We start from the raw sequence: 19,004 nt of genomic DNA, 5'->3' as shown, positions 1-19,004 counted from the left end.
CGCCCAGCGCGGTAGAGCGGGTGCGGGAACACAGAACCGGTGCGGGACAACAGAATCCACACTCGACCGCGATCCGGCGCTGCTCGAAAGCCCGTCGAGCTAGTACTCCAGATCGGACCATGGGATGTCGATGGGGAAGGGTGCGCCGATCCGGACGCCGTCGGGATCATCGTGCGTCCATTCGCCGACCAGGATGTAGTCGGCCGAGCGGAGTGGGCGCACGCCATCTGGCAGGGGTCCGTGTTCTGTTTCGAGCCCGTAGGCGCGGACCGTGGCGATGGCGCTGGCTTCGCGCGCCAAAGTCACCTCCCAGTACCAGGGAATCCGAGCACTCGCGTAGCGCCCCTTCTTCGCCTCCATGTCCGTCTGTGTGTTGGAAGGCGACAGTACTTCACCGACGAGCAGCGCATCGGCACCACGGACATCCTGATACGCCGATTCCAGACAGCGGTGCACCAGAAAATCTGGTGTCAGGAAGTCGGATTTCCCGCTCGTTCCCAGGAAGACGTTGGTCTCGAAGTTGACCACCCAGCAACGATCCGGCCTGTCCGCCATCGCCTTCCGCGAACAGCGCTCGATCGAGTTGGTCAAACGGCGGGTGAAGGTTTGGTGCTCGCCGGGCCCGCGACGGACCCACACCACGCGACCATCCCACAGCTCGATCTGATCAGCGATGTCCTCAGGAAGTCGCTGCAGCTCATCCCAAGTCATGTACTCAGGAAGATCCGGCCGCTCGATGCTCGGAAGAGACATGCCGCAATCGTAGGCGAGTTGCAATGCAGTCAACCAGGATGTTTGTGGAGCCGCCTGGGGGAATCGAACCCCCGACCTTTTCATTACCGAGAATGACGACTACCACGGGCAACTACAGACCCCCACCATGTTCTCTAAAACACCCTCTAACTGGCCATATACCTACTCTCGACTACCCTCAACGATCGAATATGCGTTCGGCACCAGACGGCGTTCACCGACTTAGTTGGGACTTAGTTGGGGGCAGCCGCGCCAGAGTATCGGCGTGTCACATCAGCGACACACCGTGAAATTTTGGCATCAGCTATCGATCAGCGACGGCAGTAAGAGGCAAGCCCCGAAGGGGTGCGGCAGCCCACATCCGACGGTTCCATGACCCATCGTCCAGCGCTGCGGCAGCTGGCCCGATGGGGGCCGAGTGCGCCGCTTCGGTCCCCCATCCTGGTTACGCGCCAGGGTGCCGCCCGGAGCGCAGCGAAGGGCGGGCACCCTGGGCGGCGCGCGCATGCGCGCCGCTCTTGATCCAGTAGAGGTGAATTCGGCAAGTTCTCTTACTTGGGTTTCCGGTTTCTCTTCCCCTTCTTCTCACTTCCCGGGGGCTCCCAAACTCTCTTCACCTGCCCTACCTGGTCCATCAAAGGCTGCGGCACAACATCTTCGCGCTACTGACCTTGTGTCCGACCCGTCGCGATGCGACGGACAGCCCCCTGGCGCGTGGCACCGGGATGAAGCGACCCGAATCCGGGCACGAACTTCGAGCCTCGAAAATCGAGCGTCTTAAAAAGTGATCGCTTGTGAGACACCACGCGGTTAGCATCCGAGCAGTCGTGCGTACTGCTCGCCCGGCGCGTACGGGAACGCGTAACCGGCCCGCGTGGTGCCGAGTCCGACGCTAGCTGTCCACAATCCCGGCTAGCAACACGCTCTGTTGGGGTGTAACCCGCTCAGCAGTTCGTGGTCAGCTCTCAGGCATACCGGCCTGTCTCCCCGAACAGGATTATCGGGTTGTGTGGATACACCCTCCTCCCCTTGGCGGCCCACCTCCAGTCATACCGGCCGATTTCACGCACAGGAGCCCGATGGTGGCGGTGGCGGTGCAGATGCCCCTACAGGGTGCACAGGGTGCAATACGGCCGTGCTGCGACTGACTGTCGGGCTGGATAGGTTCCGGCTGTTAAGGATTCGGTGCGGCCAGTTCCCAAGTTCTCGTGAGAACTTGGGGCACTTAGGGATTCAACCGAACGCTTAGGTGCCTGGCCCCCGCCCGTATAACCCCATCCCCCGGTCCCTACACCGGCTCGTTTTGAGGCTCCCCGATCTTGTAGGGGTTTTTCAGGTCCGTATGCAGATGCTGGGTGCAGGGACGAACCTCCGTGTTCGCGAATCTATAGAACCCAGCCCGACGCCGGCTGCGGCGTCGCCGCAGTTCATAGCGCTGCACTCGAGGTAACCCAGTGCGCCGTCACCGGCTGCGTTCTTGCCCTGGCGAGTCTCGTCCGTCCCTGCTGCGACCTTGCGCCCTTGCCGCTTCCTCGCGGGCGGTCTCAACCGCTCGTTCCGGCCCGTGTGCCTGCCCCAGGTTCATCAGCTTCGCGACGTGCGGCGGGAGTTGGGCCAACTGGGTTTCGCGTGCCTCGCGCTGTATCTGAAGCTCGGTCAGTCGCTTCTGTTCGGCTGCCTCGCGTTCAGCGGTGTTTTTCTCGGGTGCTTTCACGGGCGTTACGGGTTCGATCCTGAATTGTTTTTGAACGTCCCGCGCCGCCGTCTCTGCGGCTTCGCGGGCTATCCGGTCGCGTTCGGTCTCCGGCGCTTTAGGTTCCTTAGCGGGTGGCTTAGCTGATTCCCGCTGTATCAGATGTTCGAGCGTGGGGAATTCTTTCGCGGCTTGCCTCGCTGCGGCTAGTTCAGCGGCTTGCACTTGCTCGCGGCGTTGCTTCTCCTTGGCGATCCTGCGGATGTTCTCGAGCCGTTGTTGAGCGCGTTCCCTGCGTTGTCGTAGGCGCTGCTGCTCTGCTCGCTCTCGTGCCCGGTCCGCCTTCTCCTTGGCTCGCTGTTGCTTTTCGAGACGCTTACCTATCGTGAGGGCTAGGCGTCGCTGCTCGCGGGTGATCTCCTGAACGACGAACTGACCCGGATATTTTCCCTCAAGCTCCTTGATCCGGTCTCTGACTTCCTTGTCGTGCCGGGCACCTTGCACAATGGTCCAGTCGACCATTGCACCTGGCACCTCACGGATGTATCGCTCATCCTTATCGAGCTGCTTAAGCGTCTTCTCCTTTTGGGATCCGCCCGCCTTATACTCCGACGATTTAGTCAGACTGACATTGGCAACGTCGCTGATTCGAGGGCCTAGCGAGGTTTCAAGCCGGACTTCCTTCTCATAGCCGCGATCGGGCGTCTGACCTCGCAGAAGTGCCATGCCGTCTCGGAACCGGTTGCCCATGTCCCGCGAGCGTTTCCACCACTGCCGCGCCTTGAGATAACCCTCACGGTCTCTAGCGTTGAGCCCCTGGAACCACTTCTTGCCGACGTATCGAGTGTATTCCGCTTCTAACCTGTCGTTCCATTCATAGCCCATTGGCTCCCCCTGAGCCGGATGAAATAGGGGCGTTCAGTCCCTGCGTCCGGAAAGGGTGGGGCGACCCGCTTCGACCCATATCCGATAGTCCTCTTCGCTATAGCGAAACCCCTGTGCCCAAGTGCTACTCGTCTTGCGATCAATAGCAGTGGTGAGTGCAGGAATGACGCCCAGATAGAATTCCGCAAATGGCCTGTGGATGACCGGGCCGAATCCCTGGCTTCGCTTCGCATCATCGAACGAAGGGACGTTACGCCAGACGCCTTCGAAATTGCGTCGGAATACTTCGCCGATAAACCTGTGAAACTGATCGGCAACCGCTCGATTCTCGGGCGCAAGGGTAGAGTCGACGGTCGGAAATATCGAGAGTGCGGCGCGTTCTGCATGGTCGAGCCCCTGAGCCGACCAAGGGTCGTCCGGCATGTCCGGGACGGTCTCGTTCAGGAAGGCATCCAATTGTGCGTTCATGTTCTCCGGCGCTACCCATTCGAGCCATTTCGGGTCGTTCTGGTCGCGTTCTATCTGTTCGAGTTCGGCTTGTGTGAAAGGCCGGAAATCGCCCATGCTCTTACCCCTTCTCGTCATGGTCGGAACTGTTCAGTGTCGCGCTGTAGCGGTCACGGTACAAGCCGGTCACGACATCACCGTCCGCTTCGGTCCCGGTGACGATACGAAACAAGACCCGCCCATCGGGAAGATCCACGGTGAAGGTGTGATTGTCGAACCAGTACATCGGGAACCCGGCGTTGTGGAGGATGTCGCCGGAGGTCGTTAGATGCTCGACACAGTGCGCCAGGGTGCCTGTGGTGAGCGCGGGAAGCCGCACGGGCTCTTCGGTCGCCTCGGGCACCATCTCGAGGACGCAATGCGCCTCGCCGGTCACGACAGAGCTCCGTTGTCTTTGGGACGCTTCGCGTTCGGATACAGCTTTTCGTTCTCGCGGTACATCCAATGCAGGATGATCAGCACGGACACGGTGACGATGCACCCCGACGCAGTACATCGCAGGGTCGACCATCCGTTCTTCACGGCTCGTACAGCCTCTCGTTCGGCAGTCGACGCAATCCCGCTGTGCTGCCAGGGATTACGTCCACCTGATCCAACAAATGGCGCTGGTGGTGCTCCTGGACGAACCACAGCGCGCAGGTAACGCACGCCGCGTAGTGGAGCCGTACCCCGCCCAGCGTGACCACCAGGTGCACGTCCGGTTGGTCCGGGTGCGGAGACACCGGCGTGTGGCCGGTACTCATCGCGATTTCCGATCACTGGCGGCCTGTGCGGCTAGCCAGTTGTCCAGCTCGATCAGTGATCCGGACTTCACCGGTTTACGGCCGCCTACCGTGACCAGGTCCCATCCGTAGGGGGCGCGGTTCTGCCGTACGAGTCCGTACCCCGCATTTCCGGCTTGGAGCAACACCCGCTGCCGCAATTGCTCGAACGTGCTCACCGCCGCACCACCTTCGACGGATAGCTACCTGCGGTATCACCGGACACGGGGCATCACCAGCGTCCGCGAATCGCGATCGGAACCGGTACACATCCGGATCGTCTCGACCACGAGTAGAGCGCTGGGCCGGAAGGTGTTGCGGGGTGGTTCGATCCAGCGTCGCAATGCCCACGATTGCGCTGTGGGAGAGGGCAATACGACCACCCCGGCACGGACGATGATCACGTTCGCCCGGTACATGTCCGAGAACACGCGGGTGTCGTCCTCGGGCACATTCGGACGGACCAGGTACGTCCACCGGTTCGACCCGATATGCCCGATGATCGGGCCGACCGCAGCACCTCGAGACTTCATGTGCTGGCGCACCGTCTCACCCAACGGTGCGGGCATGGTCAGTGCACCGATGTGGCCCGCCGGGAACGTGATTCGACCCAGCGAAGGTGGATCTATTATCGCGGGCAGTCCGCACACGTCCCGGTAGTGGGCGCAACGGGTTAGCGGTGTGTCCTGGTTCGGTATGTGTTGCATCGTGATTCAGCCCCCTGCGGCATCGAACGACGTTTAGGTGTGCCCGGCCCTCCGGTCAGTTGAGGTGCGGCGGCTCGTCCAAGGGGTAAAGCCGCTTACCGGGCACCGATTCAGACAACCATCGGGAACGTCCGGAATGGCTCTGGTTGGTGTCCACATGTGTCCTCAATGCTCGCTACGCTGGAGCTGTGGACCCTGGGGCGCTGTTGCGTGCTGCCCGTGAGGCAGCGGGAATTTCGCTGCGTGGGATGGCCGAACGGACCTTCTACAGCCGGACGTATCTGGGCGCAATCGAAACGGGCCAGCGCCCTGTGCCTGCTGGGGTAACAGCTGCGTACGAACGGGTGCTAGGCACGACCGATCTAGGACGGCTAACGGCCGCCGCGATATCTGCGTCCAGCGTGGACGCCAGCACCTTGTCCGACGTCGCTTCGATGTTGTCAGCTATGCGCCGGGTCGAAGATGCGACAGGCGCGCTGTCGGTCCTTCCGGCAGTGCGGGGCATATCAGCGATGACCGAGCAGTTCGCACGGCAAGCGCGGAAGGCCAAGACCGCCGCGGCCGCGCTCGCATCGGAGGTGACCCAGTATCGGGGCTGGCTCGAACACGCTGTTGGAGCTGACACGGCCGCTCAACGCAGCCTCTCCACAGCCGTCGAGCTAGCGGAAGAATCCCGCGACCCTGACCGGCTGGTACACAGCCTGGGTTTCGCCGGGTACGTCGCTTGGGGAGCCACAGGGGACTACGACAGGGTTATCGCCCTCTCCGACGCCGCGCTGAAAGTCCGCAACGCACATCCGGTCTTGGCGGCCTACGCAAGGATGCGGCGCGCCGAACTACTAGCGGCACGTGGAGAGACGAACTCCGCACAACGCGCCCTGGCCGCAGCCGACGAGGTGACAGCGTCAGCAGATAGCCTCGAGCCACCCGAAGCGATGTACTGGTGGACGCCTGGGTTCGGTGCCGTCCAACGTGGCGGTGTTCTAGCCCTGCTGGGAGACACCGCGCAGGCGGTCGAAGAAGCTACAGCTGGACTTGCAGAGATGCCGATCGAGCATCGCGGTACAGAATGGCTGGCTTCGGCGCTGCGAAGGGTAGATCCGGATCTGACAGAAACCTAATCCCTCGATGTTCAGCTGTAACACTTGCTGTTAGAACCACTGTTAGAACGGGATGCAAAACTCAACACCGAGCACTTCGCGGTGCCCCCGCTCTGAGTGGACAGCCAATGCGCTCACTCGGTTCGCCCATGCCTAGCGGCGAAGGTAGAGCACGCACCTCCCAGACGATCGGTTAACTGTCAAGCGGACACACCGACAGGCACTCTCCGCGCGGGGCTAGCACGTTCGGATCTCCAGAGAAGAGCGGGAGTCGTTGCAGCACAAGACTACTCATCGCAACCCATGACTACCCATTGCCATTCATTACAACCCATTGCCGCTCATGGCAATTCGGCCATTGCTACCATTTCGCAACATTGGAGCGAGGAGCATCTTCGCACCCGCTAGAGCGTACAATCGCCCAGGGACACAGACGAGGATCGCGAAAATACTTGCAGCAGTATTGATTTCGATAAATAGCGAGTTTCTGCCGTCTTGGGCTGCGGAGAACGATCTCTCGACACGGCACGCGGTACCCTGGTGATGATTCAGGAACGGTTGATGCCGCCGTATGGCGCTCCTGGCTCTGGATCGACGGAGTAGTTCGTATCGCCGGGTGCGCGATATGCGAATCGCAATTTTTCAGCGAACTCCATGCCGGACTTGACGTTCGGCTCCCCCAGCCCAGTGTGCGAGTGAAGTCACCGAGCGGAACTTGCACAGATTGTGCACCCACAGCGGGTGTGAGATCGACGCTTTAGCCGGTGTGGTGGGCGTAGAAAGGAGTAACGCAGGACGTCACAACAACGTTGTGCACACAAATTGCGTGAATTGATGTACTGGACAGGTGCCGCCCGCGAGGTCAGGATGGAATGTTGGTCGCGGAACGCCAGAGAGGCAGGTGATGAGGATTCAGTGAGTGAGTTCGGCAGGGCCGAACAAGGTTTCGTCGCTGTCCCCCCGCGCTAACGAGGGGACAGCCTGAACGAAAAGAAACTCCAGCAGGTGTCAATGGGTCGCCACCCTCGCCTGTGGAGTCCCCACTTCCCATTCACGCAGAAACGAGGTCTCTGCCTTGTCAAGAGTAGTCGATAGATGCTGTTTAAGTCATCTTTCCGCCGCGAATTCGCCCCGTCCGCACGTCCCCGGAGCTGGGGTGTAAGCCGTGCTGACGACGCGTGGCTGCGGGCGGTTCGGGTGCCGAGGTCCGCCACGTGGCAGTAGGTCCAGCCCAGTGGCGTGACGCGCAACTTACTGCGCCACTAACACTCTCACTTTGGCGGAAATCAGTCAGATTACTCAGATTCGAACCCTAGGAAAGGTGCCGAGATGGCCACCGAAAACGAATATGACCGTCGCAAAGATCCCCGATACCCGGTTCCGTTCCCGGACCACTTCCACGCCGGTTTGTTGCAGTTGGGCGAGGTCCGTCCGGACAACGAGTACACAGGTGATCCGAACAGACCAGGCCCGCAGAAGCGCGATCCCGTTACGGGGCAGCCAGTCTGGAAGATCAGCGTGACTGATCCGGGTGAGAGCAACCCTCGCCGCGCCAGTTTCGAGGTGTTCCTTCTTTCCGACACCGAACCGGTGCCACCAAGTGAGGAGATCCGCCCGGGAGTCCGGTGGATCGAGCTGACCGGGATGACGATCAGTCCGCGTATCGCGGGGCAGGGCGAATACAAATACCTGAGCCGAACCATTCGTGCGACAGGCTACGCCCAGCCTCCTACCAGCCCGCGTTCGTCGGGCAGTTCGGGACAGAAAAGTGCCTGATCTGAGGCGCTGAACAAAAGGGATGGGGTCCGGTGCCAGCATGCCCGGACCCATCCCGCGCAAACTCCTGCGGGTGGAATGACCGTAAAAGCTTGTAAGACAGTGTTTTTCGCAAGCACGACCTGATGAAAGGCAATCAAGAAGATGGTTCGTTCGGCCGAATATCAGAAGCCCCCTCCGGGGACGCCCACGATGCTCGATGCCATCGGTAAGGCGTTTTTCTATGCGCTCGAAGCTGCGGTGGTCGGGGTGGCGCACGTGGTGTGGTGGGCGGTGTTGTATCCGATGTTGTCGGTGCCGCTGGCTGGTGCGGGGGTGTTGTGGTGGTGGCAGGGGTGGCCGTATGGGGTTGGTGCGGTGGCGTTTTCGGGTGCGTTGTGGGTGGCGTGGTGGGCATGGTGGCCGGGTTCGTGGCGGCGGTGGGTGTCCGGGCGTATCCGAGGCCGGTATCTGGGGTGGAAGCGCTACCGGGTGGGCTGGAACTCCACGCTCGCGCTGAACTCGCTGACTCAGGTACTCGACACGGGAGTGCTGACTCCGCGGCTGGCGAAGATCGAGGTCGGCGACACCGCCGATGTGCTGACGGTCAAGATGCTCAAGTCCCAGGTCGTGGACGACTGGGCCAATCGCGCCGATGCGTTGCGCAATGCGTTCGGCGCTGTCGGGGTGCGGGTGCGCACGATCGAGCCGGGATGGGTACGCCTGGAAGTGATCCAGGTCGACCGGCTCACCGAACCGATTCCACTACCTCGGGTGGACGCGAAAACCGTTGACCTGGAAGCGCTCACGATCGGGGTGACCGAACTGGGTAAGCCGTGGCAGGTGCGGTTGCTCGGTAATCAGTTCCTCGTCGCCGGGGCCACAGGCTCGGGTAAGGGGTCGGTGGCGTGGGCCACGATCGCGGCGTTGGGTCCGGCGATCCGGGCCGGGTTGGTGCAGGTGTGGGTGATCGATCCCAAGGGCGGTATGGAGTTCGGTGCCGGGCGGCGCTGGTTCGCGCGCTTCGCCTACGACAACGGCCCTGGTGCGTTGAAGTTGGTTCAGGACGCTGCGGCGGTGGTGCAGAGCCGGGGTGTGCGCTACATGGATTCGTGGGCGCGCAAGATCACCCCGACCGTGGCGGAACCGCTGGTGCTGCTGATCATCGATGAGGCAGCGAGCCTGAGTAGCTACTTCAGCGACCGCCGGATCAGAGACGAGTTCATGCGGCTGCTCGGGGATGTGCTGACCAAGTCCCGGGCGGTGGCGATGCCGGTGATGGGTTGTCTGCAAGACCCGTCGAAGGAGGTCATCCCGTTGCGACAGCTGTTCCCGTCCCGAATCGGGTTGCGGATGAAAGAACGCACTCAACCCGACATGGCGCTCGGGGACCACGCGCGTGAGCGGGGTGCGCTGTGTGATCAGATCCCGGTCTCGATGCCGGGTGTGGGGTTCGTGGAAGAAGAAGAATCACCGGAAATCACTCGCGTGCGCGCGTTTCATGTCACCGACGACGACATCCGCTGGATCATGTCCACCTACCCGCCTCCACACCGCCAGGGTGAGGACGAGACCGGCGTGGACCTCGGTAAGAGCGCTGGCTGATCTCGGCGAGCTAGCCTGGTAGAAGCCGTGCCAGGCGATCTCTTCAGTTTCCTTTTGCGAGCCGCACTTTCAACAGCGCGGGCAGCGCACTCAGACACAGACTTCTCGGCGCGGGTAGCGCGATCACACAGTCTCTCAGCGCGGGTAGCGCATCCTCGAGACCTATTTTCAGCGCGGGTAGCGCTCGTGGCCTGTACCGGCAGGTGCCACATCAATCCTTCATTGCTGTTCCGGCACAGAGACTTTCGGTGCTTGCTGTGGCACCGGACCGGGCTGCGTTCTCGTGGCGGACCTGGTGCCGCAGCTCCCCTAACGGAACAGGAGCGGTCTTCATGGCTGTCCATCTCGACGACGTATCCCACGAACACGACAGCGACAGTCAGGCGAGCGGGCGGGGGCCGTCGTTTCTGGAAATCGCGGTCGCTGCCGCAGACCGACACGGAGTCTGCGTGCGCCCGGTCGTGCTCGAACAAACCGACACCGTGACCGGACGGACCACCTTCGTTCCGGTGCCATGCGGTGCCAGACTCGAATCACGCTGCGGCCCCTGTGCCCGCAAAGCACAAGCCCTACGCAAAGCCCAGTGCCGCGAAGGTTGGCACCTGACCGAAGAACCGACTCCGGCGCGGACACGCGCGACCTACGACCACGAGGGCCTGCTGCTCTACCGAGCCGACCTGGCCGCACTCCTCGCTGAAGGTGTCGAACACGAGGCGGCCGAGCTGCGTGCCGAAATCGCTTGGGCAGACAAACAACTGACAGTGCTGGGCATGAGGGGATCACCGCCAGCGGAGACAGAGGAGACACACGCCGGCGGGGACAGCAGCGTCGAGGAGAGTTCGCGGCGTCGGCGGTCGACTCGCCGCCGCCAGGATGCGCCCGGTCTGCCGCGCGCCGATGTCTCCGAGCGCACGGTAGGACGAGCCCTCGGCGGTCACATCTCCTCGATGTTCGTCACCCTGACCATGCCCAGCTACGGCAAAGTCCATGGCGACGGGGCCGCCCGCGATCCCGACGCCTACGACTACCGGCGCGCAGCCTGGGATGCGATCACCTGTGCGCGGCTGTTCTCACGCTGGATTCAGAACCTGCGACGCGTGGTGGGCTGGAATGTCCAGTACTTCGCCGTGGTCGAACCCCAGAGGCGCGGGGCGCCGCACCTGCACGTGGCATTGCGGGGCGCGATCCCACGAGCTGTGCTGCACAAGGTGCACCAAGCCACCTACCACCAGGTGTGGTGGCCGCCCGCCGAGCAGATGCGGTATCCGGGCAAGGTCGTTCCGATGTGGGACACCGAGCACGCCACGTTTGTTGACCCGGTGAGCCGGAAACCGTTGGAGAGTTGGGGCGAAGCGGTCGACGCGATCGGACCTGACGACGTTCCCGCCCACACTGCTCGGTTCGGGCCGCGCATCGACATCCAAGGCATCGCGGCAGGCACACCCGCCGCTGATACAGCGATCGGCTACCTGTGCAAGTACCTGACCAAATCAGTGACCGAGGTGCTGCGCGCCCGCACAGCTTGCCAGCAGGACCACTACGACCGCTTACACGTGGCGTTGTGCCGGACACCGTGTAGTCCGCGGTGCGCCATCTGGCTGCTCTACGGCATCATCCCCAAGGGGGCGACGTCGAAAACCGTTCCCGGCGTATGCAAAGCACGCGCACACCGCCGCGAAACCCTCGCCCTGCCCGGCAACCGAGTACTCACCTCCGAGCAGTGGACCGGCAAAACCCTCGGCGACCACAAGGCCGACCGCCTCGAATTCGTCCGCCGCACCCTGGCCGCAGTCGGCATCGACAAACCCGCCCAAGACCCGCGCCGCTATGTGTGGGCCACGATCGCCCCCGGCACTCGCACGCCCTCGCGAGCGAAACTCTTGCTGGCAGCGATCAGCCAACGCATCACCTGGCGCGCCGAATACGACCGCGCCCTCTACGCCGCACAGCACCCCGACGGCGACGGCAGAGGTTCGGCAATTCGCGCAGGGGCAACGATTGCCATCGAGCAAACAGGCAGCAAAACTACTGATCTTGACCACTCAGGAGCTACTGATGTCAGCTGAGAGCGCATCCACCTGGCCAGTTCGCAGGTGGGCGAAGACCACGGAGGCCGCTGCGCACATCCGCGTAAACCCGGAAGTGCTCCGGCGTTGGAACCGAGAGCGTGACAAGCATCCGTGGCTACCGAAACCGAAGCGAGTGGGAAAGGACTTCCGGTGGGATCTGCACGCACTGGACGCGGCGCTGGAGGCACGCGAGGACTGACCACGCTGGAGACAGCATGAGAACCGGTCGACCTCCGCGCCCGATCGGTGTTGCGGGTGGCGTAATGCTCACGGAGCTGTCCCCGGGGCATTGGCAAGCTCGGGTGTTGGTGCGTGATGCATCCGGCAAACGGCGTGATCTGGCGCGGGTGTCGCCGATGAAACGCGATGCACAGGGACGAAGGATTCCTGATCGCAACGGTTCTCGAGCAACGGACGCGGTACTCGATGCGGCGAACGCGATCCGGATCGATGTCGGGGGCGAGTTGTCGGAGGCGACAAGTGTTCGGCAACTGTGGGCGCTGTACCGGATTTACCTGGTTGAGCAGGGGCGGGCTTCGGCAACGGTGGAGCGCTACGACTTGGTGGCTGAGATGTTCGACACGGCGTTCGGTGGTCGGCGTCTTCTGGAGGTGACGACCTCCGCTATCGAGGCTTTTCTCAACGACTTAGGCGAAGCCAAGGGGCCAGGCACGATGCGGACCGGGCGCATTGTCCTGTCAGGGATGTTCCGCTACGCGGTGCGTAAAGACGCGCTGAGCGTCAACCCAGTTCGTGAATCCAAGCTGGCTCAGAATGTCGAGGCGAAGGGCCGCACAGGCGGCTCACGCGACATCACCGTTGATGAGCTGCGGTTCATCCTAGCGGCGGTGCGGACATCGGAAGTTGCCTGTCCGCGAAAGCTTTCGAGAGCCGAGCGGAACCGCAAGACTCCGGTGAAGTCGTATACGCCTCCAACCGTGGCGGAGTACTGCGAGAGTGCTGACCTGGCGGACTGGGTGACACTGCTCGCCGGTACCGGCCTACGCCGTAGCCAGGCGGCGGGGTTGTTGTGGTCGGACATCAATCTGGAGCGTCGAACGCTTCGCACCTCGGGAAAGGTCGTCCGGGTCAAGGGTGACGGCCTTGTACGCGTTGTGAGCGATGACGATCCGAAGAATCGGAGTGGTGCCATCGCTTTGCCTGACTTCGTGGTGGAGATGTTGAAACTGCGGCGCAAGGAGCTGGCCGCGCGGAAGCTGGCTTCCCGCCCTACCGGTGGGGATGCGCTCGATCTCGTGTTCCCGTCTGCCGTGTGGACCTTGCGTGATCCGCAGAACTTGGGCCATGAATGGCAGCGGGTTCGCGAAGCCCTCGGCATCCCTGATGACGTGACTGCACACAGCTTTCGGGGGGCGGTGGCGACGATTCTGGACGACGCTGGCCTGTCGGCGCGAGTGACAGCAGATGTGCTCGGGCACGTTGATCCTGCGATGACCCAGCGGCGCTACATGGCACGTGGTCGGGTGCATCACGCAGCGGCAGACGCCTTGAACCGTGCAGTGAGCAATCCCACCTGATCACCGGGCGTGTCCAGCGACTTTGTTGGGACTTAGTTGGGAGTTCAGCCAGACAGGTTGAACTTCTGCGGGGCAGAAATCGGCCCCTACCTGGGTATATGGAGCCGCCTGGGGGAATCGAACCCCCGACCTTTTCATTACGAGTGAAGCGCTCTACCGACTGAGCTAAGGCGGCGTGCCTTTCGGCGTGGCGAGTCTATCGTCTTCGGGGGTGGATCGCGAAAACGGGTGGTCAGGGGGTTTGGGCGGCCATTAGGGCGGCGGCGAGGGCAGCCAGGGCGAAGCGGGGTTTGACGTTGAGGTCGAGGGCTTCGCGGCAGGCCAGGACGGCGTCGATGGATTGCAGGAGGCCCTCGGGGCGGATGCGGCGGGCCAGGTCGTGGATCTGGTCGGACAGGTCGGGGTGGGTGAGGGCCACGCCGGAGCCGTTGCGGGCGGCGCCGAAGCGGACCGCCAGCGCGTCGCGGTAGACGCCTGCGACGTCGATTAGGGCACGGTCGAGGGCGTCGCGGCCGGTGCGGGTGGCCCGGGACTTCTGGCGGCGTTCCAGGTCTTTCAGCACGCCTGCGGAACCTCGGGTGGCGCCAGCTGCGCCCTTGCCGGTGCCGCCCGCGCCGAGGGCGGTCGCGAGTTCTTCGCGTTCCCTGTCGTCGCGGGTGGCGCTCATCTGCTTGGCTTCGTCGTCTGCGGCCTTGACCAGTTCGTCGGCGGCGGCGTAGGCGGCGCCGGGTTTCGAGGCGGCGGCGACCAGTGCCAGGGCACGTTGACGGCGGGCGCGCGCATCCCCGTCGGTGGCGAGACGGCGGGCCCGGCCGACGTGGCCGCCGCTGATCGAGGCCGCCCAGTTGGCGGTCTTCTCGTCGAGGTGGTCGCGTTCGCGCAGGACCTGCGCGATGGCAGGCACCGACGGGGTTACGAGGTGCACGTGCCGGCAGCGCGAACGCAGGGTGATCGAGATGTCCTCGGGGTCGACGGTCGGCGCGCACAGCAGGAACACGGTGCGGTCCGGCGGCTCTTCGACCACCTTCAGCAGGACGTTGCCCGCGGCCTCGGTCAGGCGGTCGGCGTCTTCGATGACGACGACCTGCCAGCGGCCGGTGCTCGGCCGGCGCGACGCGACCTGCACGATCTCGCGCATCTCCTTGGTGCTGATGCTCAGCCCCTCGGGGATGACGCGGCGTACGTCGCCGTGTGTGCCCGCCATGGTCGTCGTGCAGGCGTGACAGCGGCCGCAGCCGGGCGAACCGGGGTCGGTGCACTGCAACGCGGCCGCAAAGCACAGTGCCGCAACGGATCTCCCGGACCCGGGCGGGCCGGTGAACAGCCATGAATGCGTCATCGCGCCTTCGACCACGTCGGCGCGTGCCGCGATCGCGGCAGCCGTCAGCTCGGACTCGACCGCATCCTGGCCGACCAACCGATCGAAGACACCTGCCACGCCGTACACCCTAGCGGCCCGCACCGACACCGATCGCCGGGCACAGGACACGCGCATCCCTCTTGACCCGCGTGCCACCCGGGCGGATCCTCGAGACGGAGGTGCGATCACCGTGCGAATTCTCTTGATCACCGGCGATGCGGCGGAAGACCTCGAGGTCATGTACCCGTATCAGCGTCTACTCGAAGAGGGCCACGAGGTGGACATCGCCGCCCCGGCCGTGAAGAAGCTCCAGTTCGTGGTACACGACTTCGTGGACGGCTTCGACACCTACACCGAAAAACCCGGGCACAGTTGGCCGGCCGATGTCGCGTTCGCCGACGTCGACCCCGCCGCCTACGACGCGCTGGTGGTGCCGGGCGGCCGCGCGCCGGAATATCTGCGCAACAACCCGGAATGCCAGCGCCTGGCCCGGCATTTCGCGGAGGCGGGCAAACCCATCGCCGCGCTCTGCCATGGACCGCTGATCCTCGCTGCCGCAGGCGTTTTGACCGGACGCTCGTGCAGCGCGTACCCGGCGCTGGCCCCGGACATCGAGGCCGCCGGCGCGAAATTCGTCGACAGCGCGGCCCACGTCGACGAGAACATCGTCACCGGCCGCGCTTGGCCGGATCATCCGGCGTGGATGCGCGAATTCCTCAGGGTGCTGGGCGAATAGGCGGTTCAGCGCGAGTAGGTGCTGTTCGCGCCGTCGAGTTCCTCGCGGATGATGTCGGCGTGCCCGCTGTGGTGCGCGATCTCGCGCAGGATGTGCAGCACCGTGAAGCGGACGGTCCACCAGACCCGTTCCGGCGACCACGGCGCGGTCGGCGTGGGCACCGAGGTATCGAGGGTGTCCACCGTGCGGATCAGCTCCGCCGTGGCGGCGGCGACCTCGTCCCACTCGGCGAGCAGCCCCGCGACGGTCTCGCCTTCGGCCATCGCGTATTCGCCCTCGAACCGGGCCGGGTCGATCGCGGCGTTCTCGTCCCGTTCGATGAGCACCGTGACCCAGTGCCGCTCGCAGCTGATCAGGTGATGCAGCAGGCCGCCGAGGGTCAGCTCGCTGACCGTGGTGCGCTTACGGGCTTGGTCGTCATCGATGCCGCGCAGGGTGATCCGGAACAGGTCTCGCTGGTCGGCGAGCATGCTGATCAGGTCTTCGCGCTCTTGGTCGGCCACAGGTACATCCTTTCGCGGGTCGTGCACTCGAGACCGTACTACGGCTCCAGCATCCGACCCGCGAACTCAGGAATTCCCGACGCCCGTCTTCTTGGTCGCCGCCTTCTTCGCGGCCGACTTCTTGGCGACCGTCTTGGTGGTCGTCGACTTGACGGCCGTCTTCTTGGCCGCGGTCTTCTTCGCGGGCGCCTTCTTCGCAGCCGACTTCTTGGCCGCCTTCTTCACCGGTCCGCGTGCGCGCCGGTCGGCGAGCAACTCCATCGCCCGCTCGGGGGTGATCGACTCGATCTCGTCGCCCTTGCGCAGGGTGGCGTTGGTCTCGCCATCGGTGACGTACGGACCGAAGCGGCCGTCCTTGATCACCATCGGCTTGCCGGAGGCCGAGTCGTTGCCGAGTTCGCGCAACGGCGCCGCCGCGGAGGCCTGCCGACCTCGGCGCTTCGGCTCGGAGTAGATCTTGAGCGCCTCTTCGAGCGTCACGTCGAAGATCTGGCCTTCGCTGGTGAGCGAGCGAGAGTCGGTGCCCTTCTTCAGATATGGGCCGTAACGTCCGTTCTGCGCGGTGATCTCGTCACCGGTGGCCGGGTCGGCGCCGACCACCCGCGGCAGCGACAACAGCTTGAGCGCGTCGTCGAGCGTGACGGTGGCCAGGTCCATCGACTTGAACAGCGATCCGGTCCGCGGCTTGGGCGCGGCCGCCTTCTTCGCGGTTTTCTTTGCGGGCGTGGCGGTTTCGTCCGCGGCGGGCTCGGGCAGCACCTCGGTGACGTACGGACCGAAACGCCCTTCCTTGGCGACGATTTCGTGCCCGGTCGCCGGATCGATGCCCAGCGAGCGACCTTCCTGCGGGGTCGAGAACAGCTTCTCGGCGACCTCGGGAGTGAGTTCGTCCGGCGGCAGGTCGTCGGGCAGGTTGGCCCGCTGCGACACCGAATCCCCTTCGGGGTCATCAGGATTCGGGACCATCCGCTCCAGGTACGGCCCATACCGGCCGACCCGGACGACCACGTCGCGGCCCGACTCGTCGGCAAACAGCTTGATGGAGTTGACTTCTCGCGCGTCGATATCGTCGAGCCGCTCGCCGACCATCCTCTTCAGACCGCCGGACCGCGCGACCGAGCCCTCCACCCCGGTGTCGCCACCGAAATAGAAGTTGGACAGCCAACTTCCACGCTGTTCACGACCGCCCGCGATGGCGTCGAGGTCGTCCTCCATGCCCGCGGTGAAGTCGAAGTCGACCAATCGACCGAAATGTTCTTCCAGCAAACCGATTACGGCGAAGGCCACCCACGACGGCACCAGCGCGCTACCGCGCTTGTACACATAGCCGCGATCGAGGATCGTCTTGATGATCGACGAGTACGTCGACGGACGGCCGATGCCCAGTTCTTCGAGCGTCTTGATCAGCGACGCCTCGGTGTATCTGGCGGGCGGATTCGTGCTGTGCCCATCGGGATTCAGCTCGACCGCCGTGACGCCCTGGCCTTCGCTGAGCGCGGGCAGTCGCGATTCGGCGTCGTCGGATTGACCGCCCGCCTCCTCGTCCACGCTCTCCACGTAGGCCTTCAGGAAGCCCGCGAAGGTGATGGTGCGACCGGAGGCGGAGAACACGCATTCCTCGCCGGTACCCGCGACGCCGGTGATCCGCAGCGTCAGCGTGGTGCCCCTGGCGTCGGCCATCTGCGAAGCGACCGTGCGCTGCCAGATCATCTCGTAGAGCCGGAACTCGTCGTTGTCCAGCCGCGCGTGCAACTGACCCGGGGTGGCGAAGGTGTCGCCGGCCGGGCGGATCGCCTCGTGTGCCTCCTGCGCGTTCTTCACCTTGCGGGTGTACTGCCGCGGCGTCGGATGCACATATTCGGAGCCGTACAACTGCGTCGCCTGCGAGCGAGCCGCGGCGATCGCCGACTCCGACAGCGTGGTCGAGTCGGTACGCATGTAGGTGATGTAGCCGTTTTCGTAGAGCCGCTGCGCGACCCGCATCGTGCGCTCGGAGTTGAAGCGCAGCTTGCGCCCCGCCTCCTGCTGCAGCGTCGAGGTCATGAACGGCGGATACGGCTTACGCGTGTACGGCTTCGCCTCGGCGGAGGACACCACCATGTCGACGCCGTCCAGCGCCTGGGCCAGTCGGCGCGCGTGTGCCTCGTCGAGCACGACGACACCGGAGGCGGACTTGAGCTGACCGTCGGAGTTGAAGTCACGACCGGTCGCAACGCGCGCACCGGCGACGCTCACCAACCGCGCACCGAAGGTCCGCGGGTTGCTGGTGTCGCCGTCCTCGCCGGGACCCGCGTCGAGTTTCGCGGCGATATCCCAGTATTCGGCGGAACGGAACGCCATACGCTCGCGTTCGCGCTGCACGATCACCCTGGTGGCGACGGACTGCACGCGGCCCGCCGACAGCTTCGGCATGACCTTCTTCCACAGCACCGGACTGACCTCGTAGCCGTACAACCGGTCCAGGATGCGGCGGGTCTCCTGCGCGTCGACCAGGTCGTTGTCGAGGTCACGCGTATCGGCCGCGGCGGCCTGGATGGCTGGTTCGGTGATCTCGTGGAACACCATGCGCCGGACCGGGACCTTGGGCTTCAGCGTTTCCAGCAGATGCCAGGCGATGGCCTCGCCCTCGCGGTCGGGGTCGGTGGCGAGATAGAGCTCGTCGGCGTCCTTGAGCAGGCTCTTGAGCTCGGCGACCTTGGCCTTCTTATCCGGGCTCACCACATAGATGGCCTCGAAGTCGTGGTCGACGTCCACGCCCAGGCGCGCCCAGGACTCGCCCTTGTACTTGGCGGGCACGTCCGCGGCACCGCGCGGTAGGTCTCGGATGTGTCCCACCGACGCCTCGACCGTGTAGTTACGGCCGAGATAAGGCGCGATCTTTCGGGCCTTGGTAGGGGACTCGACGATCACGAGACGACGCAGGGGACGGCCCTGGTCGGCTGCACCGCGGTCTCGTGTTGCCACCGGCGAATACACCTTTCCTGTCGACCCGCGCGGGGCGCTTGCAGCGCCGACACGGGTTTGGGGCAAGC

At 64.1% G+C, this 19,004-nt stretch carries 15 protein-coding genes and 1 tRNA gene; 6 read left to right on the top strand and 10 right to left on the bottom strand.

Annotated elements, in window-relative coordinates; genetic code table 11:
* Positions 1-99 precede the first annotated feature (99 nt).
* The 6 genes from O3I_RS02045 to O3I_RS46185 all read right to left on the bottom strand — a co-directional run bounded on the left by O3I_RS02045 (position 100) and on the right by O3I_RS46185 (position 5,132).
* Complete coding sequence (locus O3I_RS02045; protein WP_041563307.1) at positions 100-753, bottom strand: Uma2 family endonuclease; 654 nt, start codon at positions 751-753, stop codon at positions 100-102.
* A gap of 1,462 nt (positions 754-2,215) precedes the next feature.
* Positions 2,216-3,331, bottom strand: coding sequence for a hypothetical protein (locus O3I_RS02040; RefSeq protein WP_014981223.1), 1,116 nt, complete (start codon positions 3,329-3,331; stop codon positions 2,216-2,218).
* A 33-nt stretch (positions 3,332-3,364) separates the two neighbouring features.
* Positions 3,365-3,895, bottom strand: coding sequence for a hypothetical protein (locus O3I_RS02035; RefSeq protein ID WP_014981222.1), 531 nt, complete (start codon positions 3,893-3,895; stop codon positions 3,365-3,367).
* A gap of 4 nt (positions 3,896-3,899) precedes the next feature.
* Positions 3,900-4,214: a hypothetical protein gene (locus O3I_RS02030; RefSeq protein WP_014981221.1), complete on the bottom strand. Its 315-nt coding sequence runs from the start codon at positions 4,212-4,214 to the stop codon at positions 3,900-3,902.
* 363 nt (positions 4,215-4,577) lie between these two features.
* Positions 4,578-4,778: a hypothetical protein gene (locus O3I_RS02020; protein ID WP_014981219.1), complete on the bottom strand. Its 201-nt coding sequence runs from the start codon at positions 4,776-4,778 to the stop codon at positions 4,578-4,580.
* Positions 4,779-4,814: 36 nt separating this feature from the next.
* On the bottom strand, positions 4,815-5,132 hold the full coding sequence (locus O3I_RS46185) for a hypothetical protein (RefSeq protein WP_014981218.1): 318 nt from the start codon (positions 5,130-5,132) through the stop codon (positions 4,815-4,817).
* A gap of 323 nt (positions 5,133-5,455) precedes the next feature.
* On the opposite strand from O3I_RS46185, the gene O3I_RS02010 reads away from it, so the two are divergent.
* The 5 genes from O3I_RS02010 (at position 5,456) to O3I_RS01985 (ending at position 13,373) form a co-directional block, all read left to right on the top strand.
* Entirely contained in the window at positions 5,456-6,427 is a 972-nt protein-coding gene (locus O3I_RS02010; RefSeq protein ID WP_063632230.1) for a helix-turn-helix domain-containing protein, read from the top strand.
* 1,308 nt (positions 6,428-7,735) lie between these two features.
* Positions 7,736-8,182, top strand: a complete 447-nt coding sequence (locus tag O3I_RS02000; protein WP_014981216.1) for a hypothetical protein — start codon at positions 7,736-7,738, stop codon at positions 8,180-8,182.
* Positions 8,183-8,374: 192 nt separating this feature from the next.
* Positions 8,375-9,766 (top strand): cell division protein FtsK, encoded by a 1,392-nt coding sequence (locus tag O3I_RS01995; RefSeq protein ID WP_014981215.1) that lies wholly within the window; start codon positions 8,375-8,377, stop codon positions 9,764-9,766.
* A 332-nt stretch (positions 9,767-10,098) separates the two neighbouring features.
* Positions 10,099-11,832: a replication initiator gene (locus O3I_RS01990; protein WP_014981214.1), complete on the top strand. Its 1,734-nt coding sequence runs from the start codon at positions 10,099-10,101 to the stop codon at positions 11,830-11,832.
* A gap of 266 nt (positions 11,833-12,098) precedes the next feature.
* Positions 12,099-13,373 (top strand): tyrosine-type recombinase/integrase, encoded by a 1,275-nt coding sequence (locus O3I_RS01985; RefSeq protein WP_041562354.1) that lies wholly within the window; start codon positions 12,099-12,101, stop codon positions 13,371-13,373.
* 99 nt (positions 13,374-13,472) lie between these two features.
* Here O3I_RS01985 and O3I_RS01980 read toward each other — a convergent pair.
* Positions 13,473-13,548 (bottom strand) — tRNA-Thr (locus O3I_RS01980).
* Positions 13,549-13,605: 57 nt separating this feature from the next.
* A complete protein-coding gene (locus tag O3I_RS01975; protein ID WP_041563304.1) occupies positions 13,606-14,811 on the bottom strand; it encodes a DNA polymerase III subunit delta' in 1,206 nt (401 codons plus the stop codon).
* 112 nt (positions 14,812-14,923) lie between these two features.
* On the opposite strand from O3I_RS01975, the gene O3I_RS01970 reads away from it, so the two are divergent.
* Positions 14,924-15,469, top strand: a complete 546-nt coding sequence (locus O3I_RS01970; protein ID WP_014981211.1) for a DJ-1/PfpI family protein — start codon at positions 14,924-14,926, stop codon at positions 15,467-15,469.
* Positions 15,470-15,474: 5 nt separating this feature from the next.
* On the opposite strand, the gene O3I_RS01965 is transcribed toward O3I_RS01970, so the two are convergent.
* Both O3I_RS01965 and topA read right to left on the bottom strand, forming a co-directional pair.
* Entirely contained in the window at positions 15,475-15,939 is a 465-nt protein-coding gene (locus O3I_RS01965; RefSeq protein WP_051066876.1) for a DUF664 domain-containing protein, read from the bottom strand.
* 99 nt (positions 15,940-16,038) lie between these two features.
* Entirely contained in the window at positions 16,039-18,936 is a 2,898-nt protein-coding gene (gene topA / locus O3I_RS01960) for a type I DNA topoisomerase (protein WP_041563303.1), read from the bottom strand.
* Between the last annotated feature and the right edge of the window lie 68 nt (positions 18,937-19,004).

This window comes from Nocardia brasiliensis ATCC 700358, assembly GCF_000250675.2.
Lineage (GTDB): Bacteria > Actinomycetota > Actinomycetes > Mycobacteriales > Mycobacteriaceae > Nocardia > Nocardia brasiliensis_B.
This window is presented reverse-complemented; position numbering and strand designations above follow the sequence as displayed.

Coding starts and splice junctions, on each gene's coding strand:
- O3I_RS02045 (WP_041563307.1), bottom strand. CDS start 753: ATGTCTCTTCCGAGCATCGAGCGGCCGGATCTTCCTGAGTACATGACT.
- O3I_RS02040 (WP_014981223.1), bottom strand. CDS start 3,331: ATGGGCTATGAATGGAACGACAGGTTAGAAGCGGAATACACTCGATAC.
- O3I_RS02035 (WP_014981222.1), bottom strand. CDS start 3,895: ATGGGCGATTTCCGGCCTTTCACACAAGCCGAACTCGAACAGATAGAA.
- O3I_RS46185 (WP_014981218.1), bottom strand. CDS start 5,132: ATGAAGTCTCGAGGTGCTGCGGTCGGCCCGATCATCGGGCATATCGGG.
- O3I_RS02000 (WP_014981216.1), top strand. CDS start 7,736: ATGGCCACCGAAAACGAATATGACCGTCGCAAAGATCCCCGATACCCG.
- O3I_RS01995 (WP_014981215.1), top strand. CDS start 8,375: ATGCTCGATGCCATCGGTAAGGCGTTTTTCTATGCGCTCGAAGCTGCG.
- O3I_RS01990 (WP_014981214.1), top strand. CDS start 10,099: ATGGCTGTCCATCTCGACGACGTATCCCACGAACACGACAGCGACAGT.
- O3I_RS01985 (WP_041562354.1), top strand. CDS start 12,099: ATGCTCACGGAGCTGTCCCCGGGGCATTGGCAAGCTCGGGTGTTGGTG.
- O3I_RS01965 (WP_051066876.1), bottom strand. CDS start 15,939: ATGCTCGCCGACCAGCGAGACCTGTTCCGGATCACCCTGCGCGGCATC.